Genomic DNA, 17782 nt, shown 5'->3' with positions numbered 1-17782 from the left:
AAGCCCGCCAACGGGGCCAGCGCAGGGGGAACGAGCGATGCGGAAGGTGCGGAAACTACTGCGGATCGGCCTGATCGGCGACCGCGACAGCCGGGTCACCGCGCACTGGGCCATTCCCCTGGCGCTGCAGCAGTCGCTGCTGCCCCATGCCGGCGCCCTGCGCCTGGAGTGGCTGGATACCGAACGCCTGGCCAACGGCCTGGCGCTGGATGCCTATTCCGGCTTCTGGTGCACCCCCGGCAGCCCCTACCGCAGCACCGAGGGCGCGCTGCGCGCCATCACCTACGCGCGCACCCGCGACGTGCCCTACCTGGGCACCTGCGCCGGCTTCCAGCACGCCCTGCTGGAGCGCGCCCGCAACGTCCTGGGCTGGGACGACGCCGCCCACGGCGAGGTCGAACCCCGCGCGGCGCGGCCGGTGATCCACGCCCTGCCCTGCTCGCTGATCGAGGTACGCGAGGACATCCGCCTGCAGCCCGGCTCGCGCCTGGCCAGCGTCTACGGCAAGCCGAGCATCCGCGAAGGTTATCGCTGCAGCTATGGCGTCAACCCGGATTACCAGGCGGCGCTGTTCGACAGCGGCCTGCACGCCACCGCCCACGGCGAGGACGGCAGCATCCGCGCCCTGGAGGCCAGCGACCATCCGTTCTTCGTCGCCACCCTGTTCCAACCCGAGCGCAAGGCCCTGGCCGGGGTCAGCGTGCCCCTGGCCGAAGCCTTCCTGCGCGCCGCCAACCAGTACGCCAGGAGCGCAGCATGACCGCCACGACGCCCGAGCCACCCTACTACGCGGTGATCTTCACTTCGCTGCGCACGCCGCTGGAGGCCGGTTACGGCGAGGCGGCCGAGCGCATGCTCGAACTGGCGGCGGAACAGCCGGGGTTCCTGGGGGTGGAGTCGGTGCGCGGGGCGGACGGGCTGGGTATCACGGTGTCGTACTGGCAGGACGAAGACAGCATTCGCCGGTGGCGGGAGAATGCCGAGCACAAGCTGGCGCGTGAAGGTGGGCGGCGGGATTGGTACGAACGCTTTCGCGTGCGGGTGGCGAGGGTCGAGCGAGCCTATGGGTTCGAACGCCACTGCCCGTAGGGCGCATAACGCCTACGGCGTTATCCGCCGTTTAGCCTTGATCCCCGGCGACTCCGGGGAGACCTGGGCGTTGGCCATGGCGTCGGTGTATCGGCGGATAACCGCGAACGGTTATTCGCCCTACGGATCCAGGGACGCACGGTCGTAGGATGGGGTGACCTGCGAAACCCATGCTGCCACGGCGATGGGTATCGCTTCGCTCAACACCATCCTACGAAAGACGCCGCCATGTAGGAGCGGACTCCGTCCGCGATTCGCTACAACCACCAGCGCAACAGGAAGAACACCCCCATGCTCAGCAGCACGCTGAGTAGCGTGTTGCGTGTCCACAACACCAGCCCCACCGCCACCAGCGAGCCCAGCAGGTAGGGGTTGTCCAGGCGCAGGTTCAGCTGGTGCTCGGGCAGGAACACGATGGGCCCGCAGATGGCCGTGAGCATCCCCGGCACGGCGAAGCCGAGGAACTGCCGGACGTTGCTGCCCAGGCGGATGGGCAGGCGCGGCTCGAGGAACACGTAGCGGTTGAAGAAGACGATCAGCCCCATGCCGATGATCACGGCCCACACCATCATGCCGACCTCCCGCCGAACTTGTTGCAGACAAAGCCCGCGGTCATGCCCGCCAGGCCCGCGAGCACCAGGGACGAGCCCAGTTGCCAGTAGCTGAACAGCACCGAGCAGAACAGCGACACCGCCACGCAGACCACCGTCGGCACGCTGCGCACCACCGGCGCGATCAGCGCCACGAAGGTGGCGGCCACGGAGAAGTCCAGGCCCAGGTGCTCCAGGCCCGGGATGCTGCTGCCCAGCAGCACGCCGGCCAGGGTGAAGAGGTTCCAGGCCACGTAGAAGGTCAGGCCCACACCCAGGGCGTACCAGCGGTTGAAGGTCTCGCGGTCGTGCTGGCTGGTCAGGGCGAAGAATTCGTCGGTGAGCAGGAAGCCCAGGCCCAGGCGCCAGCGCCCCGGCAGGCCGGCGATCACCGGGCGCATGCTCATGCCGTAGAGCAGGTGCTGCGAGGTCAGCAGCAGCGTGGTGATCATGATCGAGAAGAACCCGGCGCCGCCCTTGAGCATGCCGATGGCCACCAGTTGCGCGGCGCCGGCGAAGACGATGGCCGACAGGCCCTGGCCGTGCAGCGGCGAGAGGCCGGCCTCGATGGCCAACGAGCCGGCCAGCAGGCCCCAGGGCAGCACCGCGATGGACAGCGGCAGGATGGCGATGGCGCCCTTGAGGAAGGCGCGGGAGGGAAGCAGTTGTTCTGACATGGATGACGCTTTCGAGGCAGTAAGGCGCCCAGCTTGGCAGAAACCTTCGTCGCCCGCCTTGAACGTTCTTGCGCACTTGCCAGTGGCGCATTGGAAAGTGTTAGGCACTTTCCGCCTGGAGTAGATGAATTTTCCGACTGACCGTTCGTAGGCCGATACCTAGGATGGCTGCAGCTCCCACTACCTCCTTGCGGTCCCTGTCGTGCGTATCTTCCTGCTGTCGTTGTTCTGCCTGTTTCCCCTGGCCACATCGGCCGACCTGCTGGACGCGCCGACCTGGCGCAGCTACCAGGCGCAGGAAGGCGCCCTGACGCAGTTCTTCCGCCCCGGCGCGCAGCCCGGCCTGAAGCCCGGCGCCCCGGACGGCGACATGCACCGCCTGCTGCAGAGCGCGCAGGAACTGGTGGGCACGCCGTACCGCTGGGGAGGTACCTCGGCGAAAACCGGCTTCGATTGCAGCGGCCTGCTGGTCTACCTGTTCCGCAAGGAGATCGGCCTGGAACTGCCGCGCACCACCCGCTCGATGATCCGCCAGAAGCACCACCAGGTGCCGCGCCACGCGCTCAAGCCGGGGGATGCGGTGTTCTTCAGCCACAATGGCGGCGCGCGGGTCAGCCATGTCGGGCTGTACCTGGGCGACGACCGCTTCATTCACGCGCCGCGCAGCGGCAAGTCGGTGCGCATCGATTCGTTGAGCAACAATTATTGGGATCGTAATTTCACCACGGCGCGGCGGTTCAGGCATTGAAGTTCGCGGTTATACGCCGATACACCGAGGCCACAGCCAACGCCCAGGCCAACCCCGGAGCCGCCGGGAATCAAGGTCAAACGGCGGATAACGCCGTAGGCGTTATGCGCCCTACGCCAGACCCGACCTTGACGTAGGGCGTATAACCGTTCGCGGTTATCCGCCGATACACCAGGGCCACAGCCAACGCCCAGGTCAGCCCCGGAGCCGCCGGGAACCAAGGTCAAACGGCGCATAACGCCGTAGGCGTTATGCGCCCTACGGAGAGGGGCGGGGTCAATCGGCCTTGGCCGCCTTCTCGCCTTCGGTGGCGATCTGGCCGGCGTCCCAGCCGCCGCCCATGGCGGCTATCAGTTGCACGCTGGCCACCAGGCGGTTGCCGTAGAGGCTCAGGACGTTGCGCTCGTTGGACAGCGCGGTGGTCTGGGTGGTGACCACGCTGTTGTAGTCCACGGTGCCGGCCTTGTACTGGTTGCTGGTCAGGCGCAGGGCTTCGCGGGCGGCGTCCAGGGCTTCGTTCTGCGCCCCGCTCTCCTCTTCCAGCACCTTGAGCTGGACCATGTAGTCCTCCACTTCGCGCATGCCATCGAGCACGGTCTGGCGGTAGCTGGCCACGGTCTGGTCGTAGCTGGCCTCGGCCTGTTCCACCTGGGAGGAAATCAGGCCGCCGTCGAACAGCGTCATGGCGAACTGCGGGCCGATGGACCAGTAGCGGTTGGGCGTCTCGATCCAGTCGTGGAAGCTGCCGCTGCGATAGCCGCCGGCGGCGCTGAGGGTCAGGTCCGGGTACCAGGCGGCCTTGGCCACGCCGATCTTGGCGTTGGCCGAGATCACCTGGCGCTCGGCGGCGGCGATGTCCGGGCGCCGCTCCAGCAGCTGCGAGGGTACCAGCGCCGGGATCGCCGGCAGCTTCGGCACCTGGCCGGTGGCGGCCAGGCCGAAGTTGGCCGGGGCCTGGCCCACCAGCACGGCGATGGCGTGCTCCAGCTGCGCGCGCTGGTACTTGAGGTCGATGGCCTGGGCCTCGGTGCTCTTGAGCTGGGTGCGCGCCTGGGCCACGTCGGCCTTGGTGACGATGCCGGCGTTGTACTGGTTGGTGGTCAGCTTGAGCGCGCGCTCGTAGGCCTCGACCGTGTCGTTGAGCAACTTGATCTGCTGGTCCATGACGCGCAGCTGCAGGTAGTTCTGCGCCAGCTGCGACTGCAGCGACAGGCGCGAGGCGGCTAGGTCCGCGGCGCTGGCGTCGCGGCTGGCGGTGTCGGCTTCCAGCTGGCGGCGCAGCTTGCCCCACAGGTCCAGTTCCCAGCTCACGCCCAGGCTCGCGCTGTAGCTGTTGCTGATGCCGCCGCTGCCGCCACTGCTGACCGTGGAGCCATCGGGCAGGCGCACGCTGCCGCTGCCACTGCCGCCCTGGCCGGAGCGGGTCTTGCCGACGTCGGCGCTGATGGTCGGGAAGAAGGAGGCGCGCGAGCCCTTCACCAGGGCCGCGGCCTGGCGGTAGGAGGCCTCGGACTGCGCCAGGGTCTGGTTGGCCTTGAGCAGGCGCTGCTGCAGGTCGTCCAGCACCGGGTCGGCGTACAGCGTCCACCACTGGCCGTGGCCCGCCAGGTCGGCCGGCTGCGCCAGGCGCCAGCCCTCGCCTTCCTTGAAGGCGGCCGGCACGCTCAGCTCGGGGCGCTGGTAGTCGGGGCCGACCGCGCAGCCGGCGAGCGCCGCGCACAGCGCCAGGGCGAGCAGGCTGCGGGATGGGTTCGGGCGGTTCATAGCGGAGTCTCCAGGGCGCCGTCGGTGCGCACGCCGCGCTTCTGGTTGACCCAGTGGCGCAGGCGGTCGAGGTAGAGGTAGACCACGGGGGTGGTGTAGAGGGTGAGCAGCTGGCTGCCGATCAGGCCGCCGACGATGGTCATGCCCAGCGGGCGGCGCAGCGCGGCGTCGCCGCCGATGCCGAAGATCAGCGGCAGCGCGCCGAGGATGGCGGCCAGGGTGGTCATCATGATCGGCCGGAAGCGCTTCATGCAGGCTTCGAGGATGGCTTCGCGCGGCGACAGGCCGAGGGTGCGTTCGGCGTCCAGGGCGAAGTCGATCATCATGATGGCGTTCTTCTTGACGATGCCGATCAGCAGGATCACCCCGATCAGCGCGATCAGCGACAGCTCGGTGCGGAACAGCATCAGCGTCAGCAGCGCGCCCACCCCAGCCGAGGGCAGCGTGGAGAGGATGGTCAGCGGGTGCACGTAGCTTTCGTAGAGGATGCCCAGGACGATGTAGACCGCCACCAGCGCCAGCAGGATCAGCCAGGGCATGTCGTTCTGGGTGTCCTGCACGGCGCCGGCGTTGCCTTCGAAGCTGGCCTGGATCTCCAGCGGCAGGTGCAGCGGCTCCAGCGCCGCCATCACCGCATCGCGGGCCGGGCCGATGAGCGCGCCGGGAGCCAGGTTGAAGGAGAAGGTGGTAGCGGCGAACTGCCCCTGGTGGTTGACCGCCAGTGGCGCGCGGCTGGGCTCCACGTGGGTGAAGGCCGACAGCGGCACCTGCTGGCCGTCGGCGCCGATCACGTAGACCTGGCGCAGCTCTTCGGGTGTCTGCTGGAACGGCTGGTCCACCTCCATCACCACGTGGTACTGGTTCAGCGGGTTGAAGATGGTCGACACCTGGCGCTGGCCGTAGGCGTTGTTCAGCACCGCGTCCACCGCCGCCACGTCGATGCCGAGGCTGGCCGCGCGGTCGCGGTCGATCACCAGGCGGCTCTGCACGCCCTTGTCCTGGGCGTCGCTGTTGACGTCCACCAGTTGCGGGACCTTGTTCAGCACCGCCTCGACCTTCGGCGCCCAGTCGCGCAGCAGGGTGAGGTCGTCGCTGCGCAGGGTGAACTCGTACTGCGCGTTGCTCTGCCGGCCGCCGATGCGCACGTCCTGGCCGGCGGTGAGGTAGAGGTTGGCGCCGGGGATTTCCGCCAGCTTCTTGCGCAGCCGCGCGACTATGGCCTCGGCGGAGTCGCGCTCGGTGATGGGCTTGAGGGTGACGAAGAAGGAGCCGGTGTTGCTCGACTGCCACCTGCCGCCGCCGACGAAGCCGACCACGTTCTCCACCCCCGGGTCCCGGGAGAGGATGTTGCGGAACTCCGCCATCTTCTTGTCCAGGGCCTGGAAGGAAATGCTCTGGTCGGCCACCGCGAAACCGCGCAGGCGCCCGGAGTCCTGTTGCGGCAGGAAGCCCTTGGGCACGATGGCGAACAGGTAGAGGTTCAGCGCGATGCAGCCGAACATGATCACCACCATCAGCCGCGAGTGCTCCAGCGCCCAGCTGAGGCTGGCGCGGTAGCGCAGCATGAAGGCGACGAAGTAGCGGTTGCTCTGCCGCGCCACCGAGGCCTTCTGCGGCCGCTCGGCGCGACGCAGCAGGCGCGCGCAGAGCATGGGCGTGAGCGTCAGGGAAACCACCAGCGAAACCAGGATGGCCGCCGCCAGTGTCACCGAGAACTCGCGGAACAGCCGCCCGGTGATGCCGCCCATGAGCAGCAGCGGGATGAACACCGCCACCAGCGAGAGGGTCATCGACAGCACCGTGAAGCTCACCTCGCGGGCGCCGCGGATGGCCGCCCGGATCGGGTGGTCGCCCTCCTCGATGCGCCGGGCGATGTTCTCCACCACGACGATGGCGTCGTCCACCACGAAGCCGGTGGCGATGATCAGCGCCATCAGCGACAGGTTGTTCAGCGAGAAGCCGCACAGGTACATGACGGCGAAGGTGCCCACCAGCGACACCGGCACCGCCAGGCTGGGGATCAGCGTGGCGCGGCCGTTGCGCAGGAACAGGTAGACCACCAGGATCACCAGCAGCACCGAGATCACCAGGGTCAGCTCGGCCTCCTCCAGGGAGGAGCGGATCGACGGGCTGCGGTCGTCCATGACGCTGAGCTTGACCTGCGGGCCGAGCACGTCCTGGATGATCGGCAACTGCGCGTGGATGGCGTCGGTGGCCTCGATGATGTTGGCGCCGGGCTGGCGGGTGACGATCAGCAGCACCGCCGGCAGGTTGTCGGAGAAGCCGGCGTTGCGCACGTCCTCCACCGAGTCGCTGACCTTGGCCACGTCGCGCAGGCGCACCGCGGCGTTGGTCTCGGCGTTGTAGTGGATGATCAGCGGCGCGTACTCGCTGGCCTTGCGCAGCTGATCGTTGGCGTCCACCTGCCAGTGCCGCTCGCCGAACTCCAGGGCGCCCTTGGGCCCGGTGGCGTTGGTGTTGTCGATGGCGGTGCGCACCGTGTCCAGGGAAATGCCGTAGTGGCTGAGCTGGTCCGGGTTGACGTCCACCCGCACCGCCGGCAGCGAGGAGCCGCCGATGCTCACCTGGCCCACGCCCTTCACCTGGGACAGCTTGGGCGAGACGATGGTCGAGGCCAGGTCGTACATCTGCCCGCGGGTGTAGGTGTCCGAGGTCAGGGTGAGGATCATGATCGGCTGGTCCGACGGGTTCGCCTTGCGGTACGTCGGGTTGTTCGGCATGCCGGTGGGCAGCAGGCTCATGGCCGCGTTGATCGCCGACTGCACCTCGCGGGCGGCGCCGTCGATGTCCTTGGACAGGTCGAACTGGACGATGACGGTGGTGTTGCCCAGGGAGCTGGTGGAGGTCATGTCGGTGACCCCGGCGATGCGCCCCAGCGAGCGCTCCAGCGGCGTGGCCACGGTGCTGGCCATGGTCTCCGGGCTGGCGCCGGGCAACGCCGCCTGCACCACGATGGTCGGGAAATCGACGTTGGGCAGCGGCGCCACCGGCAGCAGGCCGAAGGACAGCGCCCCGGCCAGCAGCAGCGCCAGGGTCAGCAGCAAGGTCGCCACCGGCCGCAGGATGAACGGGCGGGAGATGTTCATCAGCCCTGCTCCAGGCCTTCGTCGGGGCTGTTCACGTCCAGCCCGTGGCGCTTGCGCCAGTTGGCCCAGCGCAGCGCCAGGCGGTCGAAGTAGAGGTAGATCACCGGGGTGGTGAACAGCGTCAGCAACTGGCTCAGCAGCAGGCCGCCGACCATGGTCACGCCCAGCGGCTGGCGCAGCTCGGCGCCGGCGCCGCCGGCGAGCATCAGCGGCAGCGCGCCCAGCAGCGCGGCCATGGTGGTCATCAGGATCGGCCGGAAGCGCAGCAGGCAGGCCTGGTAGATGGCCTCATGGGGCGGCTTGCCCTCGTTGCGTTCGGCGTCCAGGGCGAAGTCGATCATCATGATCGCGTTCTTCTTGACGATGCCGATCAGCAGGATGATGCCGATGATCGCCACGATGCCGATGTCCTGCCCGGCCAGCATCAGCGCCAGCAGCGCGCCCACGCCGGCCGAGGGCAGCGTGGAGAGAATGGTGATCGGGTGGATGAAGCTCTCGTAGAGGATGCCCAGCACGATGTACATGGTGACGATGGAGGCCAGCACCAGCAGCAGGGTGTTGGACAGCGACGCCTCGAAGGCCTCGGCGGCGCCGCGGAAGCTGCCTTCCAGGCTGGCCGGCATCTGCATCTGCGCCTCGACGTCGCGGATGGCCTGCACCGCCTCGCCCAGGGCCACGCCCTTGGCCAGGTTGAAGGACAGCGTCGCCGAGGGGAACTGGGCGATGTGGTTGACCGCCAGCAGGGTGTGGCGCTCCTCCACCTTCGCCAGGCTCGACAGGCGCACCTGGGTGCCGTCGCTGGCCGGCACGTAGAGGTTCTCCAGCGACTGCGGGCCGAGCTGGAAGTCCGGCGCCACCTCCAGCACCACGCGGTACTGGGTGGCCTGGGTGAAGATGGTGGAGATCAGCCGCTGGCCGAAGGCGCTGTAGAGCACGCTGTCGATGCTCGACAGGCTCACGCCCAGGCGCGAGGCGGTGTCGCGGTCGATGTCGATGTAGGCCTGCAGGCCCTTGTCCTGCCAGTCGCTGGCCACGTCGGCCAGCTGCGGCAGCTGCTGCAGGCGCTCAACCAGCTTGGGCACCCACTCGGCGAGCACCTCGGGGTCGGCGTCCTGCAGGGTGAACTGGTACTGGGTGCGGGCGATGCGGTCCTCGATGGTGAGGTCCTGCACCGGCTGCAGGTACAGCTTGATGCCGGCGACCTTGTCCAGCTCCGGCTGCAGGCGGCGGATCACCTCGCTGGCGGTGAGGTCGCGCTCGCTGTGGGGCTTGAGGTTGATCAGCATGCGCCCGGTGTTGAGGGTGGCGTTGCTGCCGTCGACGCCGATGAACGACGACAGGCTCTCCACGTCCGGGTCGGCCAGGACTACCTTGGCCAGTTCCTGCTGGCGGCTGGCCATGGCCTGGAAGGAGATCGACTGCGGCGCCTCGGCGATGCCCTGGATCACCCCGGTGTCCTGCACCGGGAAGAAGCCCTTGGGCATGAACAGGTAGAGCGCGGCGGTCAGCAGCAGGGTGCCGATGGCCACCAGCAGGGTCAGCCCCTGGTGGCGCAGCACCACGCGCAGGGCGGCGGCGTAGCGCTCGATCATGCGCTCGATGAAGCGCCCGGCGGCGCGGGCGAAGCGGCCTTCCTGCTCCGGCTCGATGTGTTTGAGCAGCTTGGCGGCGAGCATCGGCGTGAGGGTCAGGGAGACGAAGCCGGAAATCAGGATGGCCACCGCCAGGGTCACGGCGAACTCGCGGAACAGCCGCCCGGCCACGTCGCCCATGAACAGCAGCGGGATGAGCACGGCGATCAGCGAGAAGGTCAGCGAGATGATGGTGAAGCCGATCTGCCTGGAGCCCTTGAGCGCCGCGTCCAGGGGGCTGTCGCCCTGCTCCAGGTAGCGGGCGATGTTCTCCACCATGACGATGGCGTCGTCCACCACGAAGCCGGTGGCGATGGTCAGCGCCATCAGCGTCAGGTTGTTGATGGAGAAGCCGGCCAGGTACATGACGCCGAAGGTGCCGATCAGCGACAGCGGCACGGCGAAGCTGGGGATCAGGGTGGCCGAGAGGTTGCGCAGGAACAGGAAGGTGACCATCACCACCAGGCACACGGCGAGGAACAGCTCGAACTGCACGTCGGCCACCGAGGCGCGGATGGTGGTGGTGCGGTCGGTGAGCACCGTGACCTCCAGGTTGCCCGGCAGGGTCGCCTGCAGCTGCGGCAGCATCTTCTTGACGCTGTCCACCACCTCGATGACGTTGGCCCCCGGCTGGCGCTGGATGTTCAGCACCACCGCCGGGGTGTCGTTGGCCCAGGCGGCCAGGCGCACGTTCTCGGCATCGTCCTCGACGCTGGCGACGTCGCGCACCCGCAGCGGCGAGCCGTTCTTGTAGGCGATGATCAGGTCGCGATAGGCGTCGGCGGACTTGAGCTGGTCGTTGGCGTCGAGGGTCGAGGAGCGCGTCGGGCCGTCGAAGCTGCCCTTGGGCCCGTTGAGGTTGTTGCTGGTGATGGTGCTCTGCAGGTCTTCCAGGCTCAGCCCGGCGGCGGCCAGGGCCGCGGGGTTGGCGCGGATGCGCACGGCCGGGCGCTGGCCGCCGCTGATGCTGACCAGGCCGACGCCGGAGATCTGCGAGATTTTCTGCGCCAGGCGCGTATCGACCAGGTCCTGGATCTTCGGCAGCGGCATGTCCGGGGACATCACCGCCAGGGTCAGGATGGGCGCGTCGGCCGGGTTGACCTTGCTGTACACCGGCTGGTTGGGCAGGTCCTTGGGCAGCAGGCTCTGCGCGGTGTTGATCGCCGCCTGCACTTCCTGCTCGGCCACGTCCAGGTCGACCTGCAGGCTGAACTGCAGGGTGATCACCGAGGCGCCGCCGGAGCTGGTGGAGGACATCTCGTTGAGCCCGGGGATCTGCCCCAGCTGGTTCTCCAGCGGCGCGGTGACCGACGAAGTCATGATGTCCGGGCTGGCGCCGGGATACAGGGTGACCACCTGGATGGTCGGGTAGTCCACCTCCGGCAGCGCCGAGATCGGCAGGAAGCGGTAGGCGATGATGCCCGACAGCAGGATCGCCACCATCAACAGCGTGGTGGCGACCGGCCGCAGGATGAACAGGCGCGACGGGTTCATTCGCTCTTACCGCTGTCCTGGGCCGGGGAGCCCGAGCCGAAGGGTTTCGGCGAGGCCGCCTCGCCCTCCTCGGTGGCGGCGGCGCGGGCCTGTTCGTCGCTGGCGACTATGTGCAGGAGGGTGCCGTCGCGCAGGCGGTCGGTGCCTTCCACCACCACGCGCTGGCCTTCCTTCAGGCCCTCGGTGATGACCACCCGCTCGTTCTCGCTGGTGCCCAGGCTGACCAGCTGGCGCTTGGCCTTGTTCCCGGCGTCGGCGATGTACACGTAGGTGCCGTCGTTGCCGCGCTGCACGGCGTTGGCCGGGATGGTCAGCACGCCATGCAGGGTCTCGGCGAGCAGCCGCACGTTGACGAACTGGTTGGGGAACAGCTTCTGGTCGGCGTTCTCGAAGACGGCCTTGAGCTTGACCGTGCCGGTGGTGGTGTCGATCTGGTTGTCGAGGGTCTTGAGCACGCCGCTGGCGAGGGTCAGGTTCTGGTTGCGGTCCAGCGCCTCCACCGGCACCGGCTGGCTGCCGGACAGCTGGCGGGCGACGGTGCCCAGCTGCTGCTGCGGCAGGCTGAACACCACGGAGATCGGCTTGACCTGGGTGATCACCACCAGCGGCGTGGTGTCGCCGGAGGTGACCAGGTTGCCGACGTCCACCTGGCGCAGGCCGACACGGCCGGAGATGGGCGCGCGTACCTGGGTGAATTCGAGGTTGAGCTTGGCGTCGTCGACCTGGCCCTGGTTGGTGCGCAGGGTGCCTTCGTACTGGCGCACCAGCGCTTCCTGGGTGTCGAGGGTCTGCTTGGCGATGGAGTCCTCGGCGTACAGGCCCTTGTAGCGCGCCAGGTCGATCTGCGCGTTCTTCAACTGCGCCTGGTTCTGCTGCAGGGTGCCCACCGCCTGGTCCAGCGCCGCCTGGAAGGGCCGCGTGTCGATCACCGCGAGGACGTCGCCGGCCTTGACCTGCTGGCCTTCCTGGAACGGCACCTTGACCAGTTGGCCGCTGACCCGCGCCCGCACGTTCACCGTGTTGTAGGCGGTGACGGTGCCCAGCGCGTGGTAGTGCACCGGCAGGTCGCCCTTGGCCACCGGCGCCACGCTGACGGTGATGGCCGTGCCGCCACCCTGCCCGCCCGGCCCGCGCCCGGCCATGGCCGCCCCGCGAGCGCCGCGCCCGCCGCCGGCCTGCGGCTCCGGCGCCGAGCTGGTCTTGTGCAGCCACATGCTCAACCCCACCACGGCGGCGAAGACGGCGGCGGTAATCAGCCAGGGGCGCAGCTTGCGGAGTTTCGAGGGCGTTCCATTGCTTGGAGTCATAGCGGTCATCAGGCGGCCAAAGGTTTGGATGATAACGAGGCGCAAGGCAAAGCGCCGCATCCACGACGCGGCGCCCACACTTCTATACCTTCAGGGTCGAACGATAAGCACAGCAAGGCGCCGGGCAAAGCCTCTTTACCCGCTATTTACCTTTGTTTTACCGAGAGTTACGGCGCCTGGGCGAGGTTGCGCCGCAACTGTTGCCACAGCAGCAGGGCCAGGGCTGCTGCTCCCTGCGCAGCGCCAAAAACGAAGATGCCGCCCGGCCATTGGGCGGGGCGGCATCCGGGGCCTGCGGCAGCCGGGGCTGCGGCGGGCGATCAGCTCAGCGCGGCGACGGCGGCGGCGTAGTCGGGCTCGTCGGCGATCTCACCGACCAGTTGGCTGTGCAGCACCTGGTCGTTCTCGTCCAGCACCACTACGGCACGGGCGGCCAGGCCGGCCAGCGGGCCGCTGGCGATGGCCACGCCGTAGTTGGCCAGGAAGTCGGCGCCACGCATGGTCGACAGGTTGACCACGTTCTCCAGGCCTTCGGCGCCGCAGAAGCGCTTCTGGGCGAACGGCAGGTCGGCGGAGATGCACAGCACCACGGTGTTGGCCAGTTTGCTGGCCTCGACGTTGAACTTGCGCACGGAGGTGGCGCAGGTGGGGGTGTCGACGCTGGGGAAGATGTTCAGCACCTTGCGCTTGCCGGCGAAGTTCTCCAGGGTCACGTCGGCCAGGTCGCCGCCGACCAGCTTGAAGGCCGGGGCCTTTTCGCCTTTCTGCGGCAGTTTGCCGTCGACGTTGATCGGGGAGCCCTTGAGGGTGACTTGAGCCATTGCGGTATTCCTTCTATCGAGGGGATGGCCCCGCCGGAGAGGCCGGCGGGGCCGGGGATTTCGGGGCCGGGCGTCATCCTAGCATGAACTTGTCCGAGTGAATCTGTCGGGAATGACGGGGTAAGGTGAGGCGTATCAGGATGACTCAGGATTCTCCCCCCACTCCGAACAGCCCCCTCTCCCTCCGGGAGAGGGCTGGGGTGAGGGCAACGGACTCCGCCCGCACACCTCTGCCAAACCTCTACTCCGCTCCCCCTCCCTAACCCTCCCCCGCAAGCGGGAGAGGGAACCGTTCGGCATGAAGCGCAATCACCAGGCTCCCTGAGCCACAATGCGCAAACCGCAGGCGAACGGCTCCAGGAAAGCACGGTCGTAGGAGCAACTGTCTTGCGGGCCGCACCGGGGCGCTCTTCGTAGGATGGGTTGAGCTTGCGAAACCCATGCGGTTGCGCTGATGGGTATCGCTTCGCTCAACACCATCCTACGAAAAGCCATGCTCACTCATGCGGCAGGAGCGGACTCTGTCCGCGATCACCCCACCAGCCGCACCGGACCATCCGACGACACAGCCCCATTGCGACGCTATCCTGCAACCACACTCTCAGGAGGCTCCATGCGACTGCTTTATCCCACCCTGCTCCTCGCCCTTTCCCTCCCCGCTCTCGCCCTCGCCCAGACCGACGGCCCCTGCCAGGTCACCGCCGTCGCCAGCGGCGATCGCCTGACCTGCCGCCTGGCCGAGCGCAGCGTCGATGTGCGTCTGCGCGGCATCGAGGCGCCCAGGGCCGGCGAACCCTATGCCCAGGCTTCCCTGGACAACCTGCGGCGCCTGGCCGAGGGTCGCAGCGCCACCCTGGTGCTGCCGCGCGAGGAAGCTGCCGGTGCGCTCAGCGCCGCCGTATGGGTGGAGCCCGTGGACTGTCCGGGCTGCGGCCATACCCTGGACGTCGGTCGCGCCCAGCTTGCCGTGGGCATGGCGCGCTGGCGGGTGGACGATCCCCAGGGCGAGGAAGAACGCGCCCAGTACAACTTCGAGGAACAGGAAGCGAAGGCGCGCAAGGTCGGCCTGTGGCGGCCGGCGCGCACGCCCTGAAAGCACGAAGCCCCGGCACTGCCGGGGCTTCGTCGTTCCACTCGCAGCGGATCAGGCGCTGGCGAAGGTCGAGGCGATCTCGGCGCGAGCGCCCTTGATGGCGTTGGCGCGCGGTTCCTCGCCGTAGGCCAGGCCCTCGGCGCGGATCACTTCGATGTCGGTGATGCCGAGGAAGCCCAGCACCAGCTTCAGGTAGTCCTCGTGGGCGGCGCCGCTCGGCTGGCCGGCGTGCAGGCCGCCGGCGGTGGAGACGATGATCACCTTCTTGCCGCCAGCCAGGCCCTGCGGGCCGTTCTCGGTGTAGCGGAAGGTCTTGCCGGCCACGGCGATGCGGTCGATCCAGGCCTTCAGCTGGCTGGGCACGGTGAAGTTGTACATGGGCGCGCCTATGACGATGGCGTCGGCGGCGAGGAATTCCTCGATGCTGTTCTCGCCCAGGGCGGCTTCGTGCTTCTGCGCGGCGTCGCGCAGTTCCGCCGGGGTGCCGGCGGCGACCAGGCTGGCGGCGGACAGGTGGCTGATGGCGTCGGCGGCCAGGTCACGGTAGGTCACCTGTACGCCCGGCTCGGCGGCGGCCCAGGCCTGGACCACTTCCTGGCTGAGCTGGCGGGAGGCCGAGGCGTCGCCGAGGATGCTGGAATCGATGTGCAGAAGTTTCATGGGGTTGCTCCTGTGAATGGGGGTAGGAAGCGATGGGATGGATGCTACGCATGTAGCCAATGAGCGATAAGTCGGCAAAAATGCGATGAATCGTCCCACCAGCAGGACAATCCCATGCAGGACCTCAACGATCTCTTCTATTTCGCCAAGGTGGTGGAGGCCGGTGGCTTCGCCGCCGCGGGCCGCGAACTGGGGCTGCCGAAGTCTCGGTTGTCGCGGCGCGTCGCCGAGCTGGAGGCGCGCCTGAACGCGCGCCTGCTGCAGCGCACCACGCGCAAGCTGGCGCTCACCGACATCGGCGAGCGCTACTACCGGCACTGCCAGGCGATGCTGGTGGAGGCGGAGATGGCCGACGAGGTGGTCGCCCAGCTCAGCGCCGAGCCCCGCGGGCGGGTGCGCCTGTCCTGCCCGGTGGCGATGGCCGAGACGTCGCTCAACGCCATGCTGCCGGGCTTTCTCGCCAGCTATCCGCAGGTCAACCTGGAGCTGCTGCTGACCAACAGGCGCGTCGACCTGGTCAACGAAGGCGTGGACGTGGCGCTGCGCGTGCGCGCCCCCGGCGACGAGGACCCGTCGCTGGTCACCCGCCGCCTGCGCCCGGCCGCGGCAGTGCTGGTGGCCGCGCCGGAGCTGCTGCGCGGCCGCCGGTTGCAGGGCCCGGACGACCTGGCCGGGCTGCCGGTGCTGGGCGCCATCGGCAACGACCGCAAGGTGCACCTGCAGTTGCACGGCCCCAGCGGCGCAGTCCGTGAGCTGGCCCTGGAAGCGCGCCTGGCGGCGGAAGACTTCAACCTGCGCAAGAACGTGGCGCTGGCCGGCCTGGGCATCACCACCCTGCCCCTCTATTACTGCCTGGAAGAACTGGCCAGCGGCCAACTGGTGCGGGTGCTGCCCGACTGGCAGGAACCGGCGGCCTTTATCCAGGCGGTGTACCCGCACCGGCGCGGGCTGCTGCCGGCGGTGCGGGCGCTGATCGATTACCTGGCCGAGGGCTTCGGCCGCAGCGACGAACCGCTGTAGGGCGGCTCAGAGCGCCGGCAGCACCCGCGCCAGCAGCACGCCACCGAGCAGGCGGTCCAGCCAGAACACCTGGTGCAGCAGCACTATCGCCCAGAACACCAACTGGTAGCTGGGCTTGCGCGTCTTGTGGCGCAGCAGGCGCTGGGCCAGGAAGGCGCCCGGCCAGCCGCCCAGCAGTTCCAGCAGGTGCAGGGTCTGTTCCGGCGTGCGCCAGGCGCCCTGCTCGGCGCTGCGCTTGTCGCGCCAGTAGGCGAAGAAGGCGACCAGGCTGAACAGCGGGTAGGCCAGCAGCCACCAGGGCGCGGCGCCGGCGAGCAGCAGGCGGCCGGCGCCAATCGCAGGCAACAGCAGCAAGGCGGCGAGCCAGCCCAGCGCCCTGCCCCAGCCGTTCGGCCGGGACGGCTCGGCGATCTGCCGGCCGCTGCGGACCTTGGCGCGGGTCGCAGGCGCCGCCGGCTTGCGGCGGATCTCGGGCAGGTCCACGGCCAGCCCGGCCAGACGCGCATGTTCGGCGCGCGGGCGGCCCTGGCGATCGGAACCTGCGACGAAGCGCACCGCATCGCCGGCCTGGGGCCGGCGGTCGCCGCGGAATGCCGAGATGTGCAGGAAGAATTCCTCGCCGCCGGCGCGCGGGCGGATGAAGCCGAAGCCCTTGTCGTCGTCCCAGCGGCTGATGACGCCGTCCTTTTCCATGTTCATCCGCGCGGCCTCAGGGAGCGGCGCTGCTCCAGTCGATCAGGCTGAACTGCCAGGTCGCCAGGATCAGCAGGCCGAAGCCGATGCGGTACCAGGCGAACATCGCGTAGCTGTGGTTGGCGATGAACTTCAGCAGCCCGCGCACGGCGATCATGGCGAAGATGAAGGAGGTGACGAAGCCCACGGCGAACACCGGCAGGTCGCTGGGCTGGAACAGGTCGCGGTATTTGTAGCCGGAATAGACGGCGGCGCCGACCATGGTCGGCATGGCCAGGAAGAAGGAGAACTCCGTGGCCGCCTTGCGCGACAGGCCGAACAGCAGGCCGCCGATGATGGTGGCGCCGGAGCGCGAGGTGCCGGGGACCAGCGCCAGGCACTGGGCGCAACCGACCTTCAGGGCGTCCTTCCAGGTCATGTCGTCGACGCTCTCGGCGCGGATGCGGTGCTCGCGCTTCTCGGCCCAGAGCATGACCACCCCGCCGAGCACCAGCGCCGCCGCCACCGTGATGGGGTTGAACAGGTAGTGGTGGATCAGGTCGGCGAAGGCCACGCCCAGCACCACGGCGGGGAAGAAGGCGACCAGCAGGTTGACGGTGAAACGCTGTGCGCGAGGCTGGCTGGGCAGGCCGCAGATGACCTCGAGGATTTTGCCGCGGAACTCCCAGACCACCGCCAGGATGGCGGCCAACTGGATGATGATGTTGAAAGCCTGTGCCCGCTCACCGACGAAGCCCAGCAGGTCGGCGACTATGATCTGGTGTCCGGTGCTGGACACCGGCAGGAACTCGGTCAGCCCCTCGACCACTCCCAGGACGAACGCCTGAAAGGCATTCCAAAACTCCATACTGCTTCCCCCGAAGGCGCATTTTTCGTGTTTCTTCTGTTTTGTGTGCAGCCATCCGGCCCCGCTGGTGGGCCCGACGAAAGGCTGGGCATGCTACTGCATTGCGCTGCCGCGGGTCAGCGTGTAACGAAAATTTCTCGCATCAGCGCAATCCATCCTTCGGCCCTGGCCGCGAACAGGCGGTGGAATGAGACAGGCAGCGCTCGCGATCATTCCCTTAACACTCGCATTCCCGTCGCTA

15 protein-coding genes are annotated in these 17782 nt (G+C 68.4%); 5 read left to right on the top strand and 10 right to left on the bottom strand.

The features are described 5' to 3' along the window. Positions 1-37: 37 nt before the first annotated feature. Together RN02_RS21675 and RN02_RS21670 are read left to right on the top strand one after the other, a co-directional pair. Complete coding sequence (locus RN02_RS21675) at positions 38-760, top strand: CTP synthase C-terminal region-related (seleno)protein (RefSeq protein ID WP_043316716.1); 723 nt, start codon at positions 38-40, stop codon at positions 758-760. Next, positions 757-1089, top strand: a complete 333-nt coding sequence (locus tag RN02_RS21670) for an antibiotic biosynthesis monooxygenase family protein (RefSeq protein WP_043316713.1) — start codon at positions 757-759, stop codon at positions 1087-1089. The genes RN02_RS21675 and RN02_RS21670 overlap by 4 nt, the downstream gene beginning before the upstream one ends. Before the next feature lie 257 nt (positions 1090-1346). Here the strand turns inward: RN02_RS21670 and RN02_RS21665 are convergent, their stop codons facing one another. Both RN02_RS21665 and RN02_RS21660 read right to left on the bottom strand, forming a co-directional pair. Next, complete coding sequence (locus RN02_RS21665; protein WP_009621832.1) at positions 1347-1661, bottom strand: AzlD domain-containing protein; 315 nt, start codon at positions 1659-1661, stop codon at positions 1347-1349. Further along, a complete protein-coding gene (locus RN02_RS21660) occupies positions 1658-2356 on the bottom strand; it encodes an AzlC family ABC transporter permease (protein ID WP_043316711.1) in 699 nt (232 codons plus the stop codon). Before RN02_RS21660 ends, RN02_RS21665 begins: the two co-directional genes overlap by 4 nt. A 202-nt stretch (positions 2357-2558) precedes the next feature. Here RN02_RS21660 and RN02_RS21655 point away from each other — a divergent pair, with 202 nt between their 5' ends. Continuing rightward, positions 2559-3104: a C40 family peptidase gene (locus RN02_RS21655; protein ID WP_236695208.1), complete on the top strand. Its 546-nt coding sequence runs from the start codon at positions 2559-2561 to the stop codon at positions 3102-3104. Positions 3105-3380: 276 nt separating this feature from the next. Here RN02_RS21655 and RN02_RS21650 read toward each other — a convergent pair whose 3' ends face one another. From RN02_RS21650 to tpx, 5 genes are all read right to left on the bottom strand, one after another. Next, on the bottom strand, positions 3381-4868 hold the full coding sequence (locus tag RN02_RS21650; RefSeq protein ID WP_043316708.1) for an efflux transporter outer membrane subunit: 1488 nt from the start codon (positions 4866-4868) through the stop codon (positions 3381-3383). Next, the gene (locus RN02_RS21645) at positions 4865-7975 is read right to left on the bottom strand and encodes a multidrug efflux RND transporter permease subunit (RefSeq protein ID WP_043316705.1); all 3111 of its coding nucleotides are present in this window, start codon (positions 7973-7975) and stop codon (positions 4865-4867) included. Before RN02_RS21645 ends, RN02_RS21650 begins: the two co-directional genes overlap by 4 nt. Next, on the bottom strand, positions 7975-11100 hold the full coding sequence (locus RN02_RS21640; RefSeq protein WP_043316702.1) for an MdtB/MuxB family multidrug efflux RND transporter permease subunit: 3126 nt from the start codon (positions 11098-11100) through the stop codon (positions 7975-7977). The genes RN02_RS21645 and RN02_RS21640 overlap by 1 nt, the downstream gene beginning before the upstream one ends. Next, complete coding sequence (locus RN02_RS21635) at positions 11097-12407, bottom strand: MdtA/MuxA family multidrug efflux RND transporter periplasmic adaptor subunit (protein ID WP_043316700.1); 1311 nt, start codon at positions 12405-12407, stop codon at positions 11097-11099. The genes RN02_RS21640 and RN02_RS21635 overlap by 4 nt, the downstream gene beginning before the upstream one ends. A 320-nt stretch (positions 12408-12727) precedes the next feature. Beyond that, positions 12728-13228 (bottom strand): thiol peroxidase, encoded by a 501-nt coding sequence (gene tpx / locus RN02_RS21630; protein WP_009621821.1) that lies wholly within the window; start codon positions 13226-13228, stop codon positions 12728-12730. 613 nt (positions 13229-13841) lie between these two features. On the opposite strand from tpx, the gene RN02_RS21625 reads away from it, so the two are divergent. After that, on the top strand, positions 13842-14321 hold the full coding sequence (locus tag RN02_RS21625; protein ID WP_043316697.1) for a thermonuclease family protein: 480 nt from the start codon (positions 13842-13844) through the stop codon (positions 14319-14321). Between the two features lie 51 nt (positions 14322-14372). Here RN02_RS21625 and RN02_RS21620 read toward each other — a convergent pair whose 3' ends face one another. Further along, positions 14373-14981, bottom strand: a complete 609-nt coding sequence (locus tag RN02_RS21620; RefSeq protein WP_043316694.1) for an FMN-dependent NADH-azoreductase — start codon at positions 14979-14981, stop codon at positions 14373-14375. A 114-nt stretch (positions 14982-15095) separates the two neighbouring features. Between RN02_RS21620 and RN02_RS21615 the strand changes: the two genes are divergently transcribed. After that, positions 15096-16001 carry a LysR substrate-binding domain-containing protein gene (locus RN02_RS21615; RefSeq protein ID WP_043316692.1) on the top strand — a complete coding sequence of 302 codons (906 nt, stop codon included), beginning with the start codon at positions 15096-15098 and terminating at the stop codon, positions 15999-16001. Positions 16002-16007: 6 nt separating this feature from the next. Here RN02_RS21615 and RN02_RS21610 read toward each other — a convergent pair whose 3' ends face one another. Continuing rightward, on the bottom strand, positions 16008-16694 hold the full coding sequence (locus RN02_RS21610; RefSeq protein ID WP_043316805.1) for a DUF1294 domain-containing protein: 687 nt from the start codon (positions 16692-16694) through the stop codon (positions 16008-16010). Between the two features lie 16 nt (positions 16695-16710). Continuing rightward, positions 16711-17541: an undecaprenyl-diphosphate phosphatase gene (locus tag RN02_RS21605; RefSeq protein WP_043316690.1), complete on the bottom strand. Its 831-nt coding sequence runs from the start codon at positions 17539-17541 to the stop codon at positions 16711-16713. Positions 17542-17782 lie beyond the last annotated feature (241 nt).

This window comes from Pseudomonas sp. PI1 (genome assembly GCF_000812405.1).
In the GTDB taxonomy this organism is placed as follows: Bacteria; Pseudomonadota; Gammaproteobacteria; order Pseudomonadales; family Pseudomonadaceae; genus Pseudomonas; species Pseudomonas citronellolis.
This window is presented reverse-complemented; position numbering and strand designations above follow the sequence as displayed.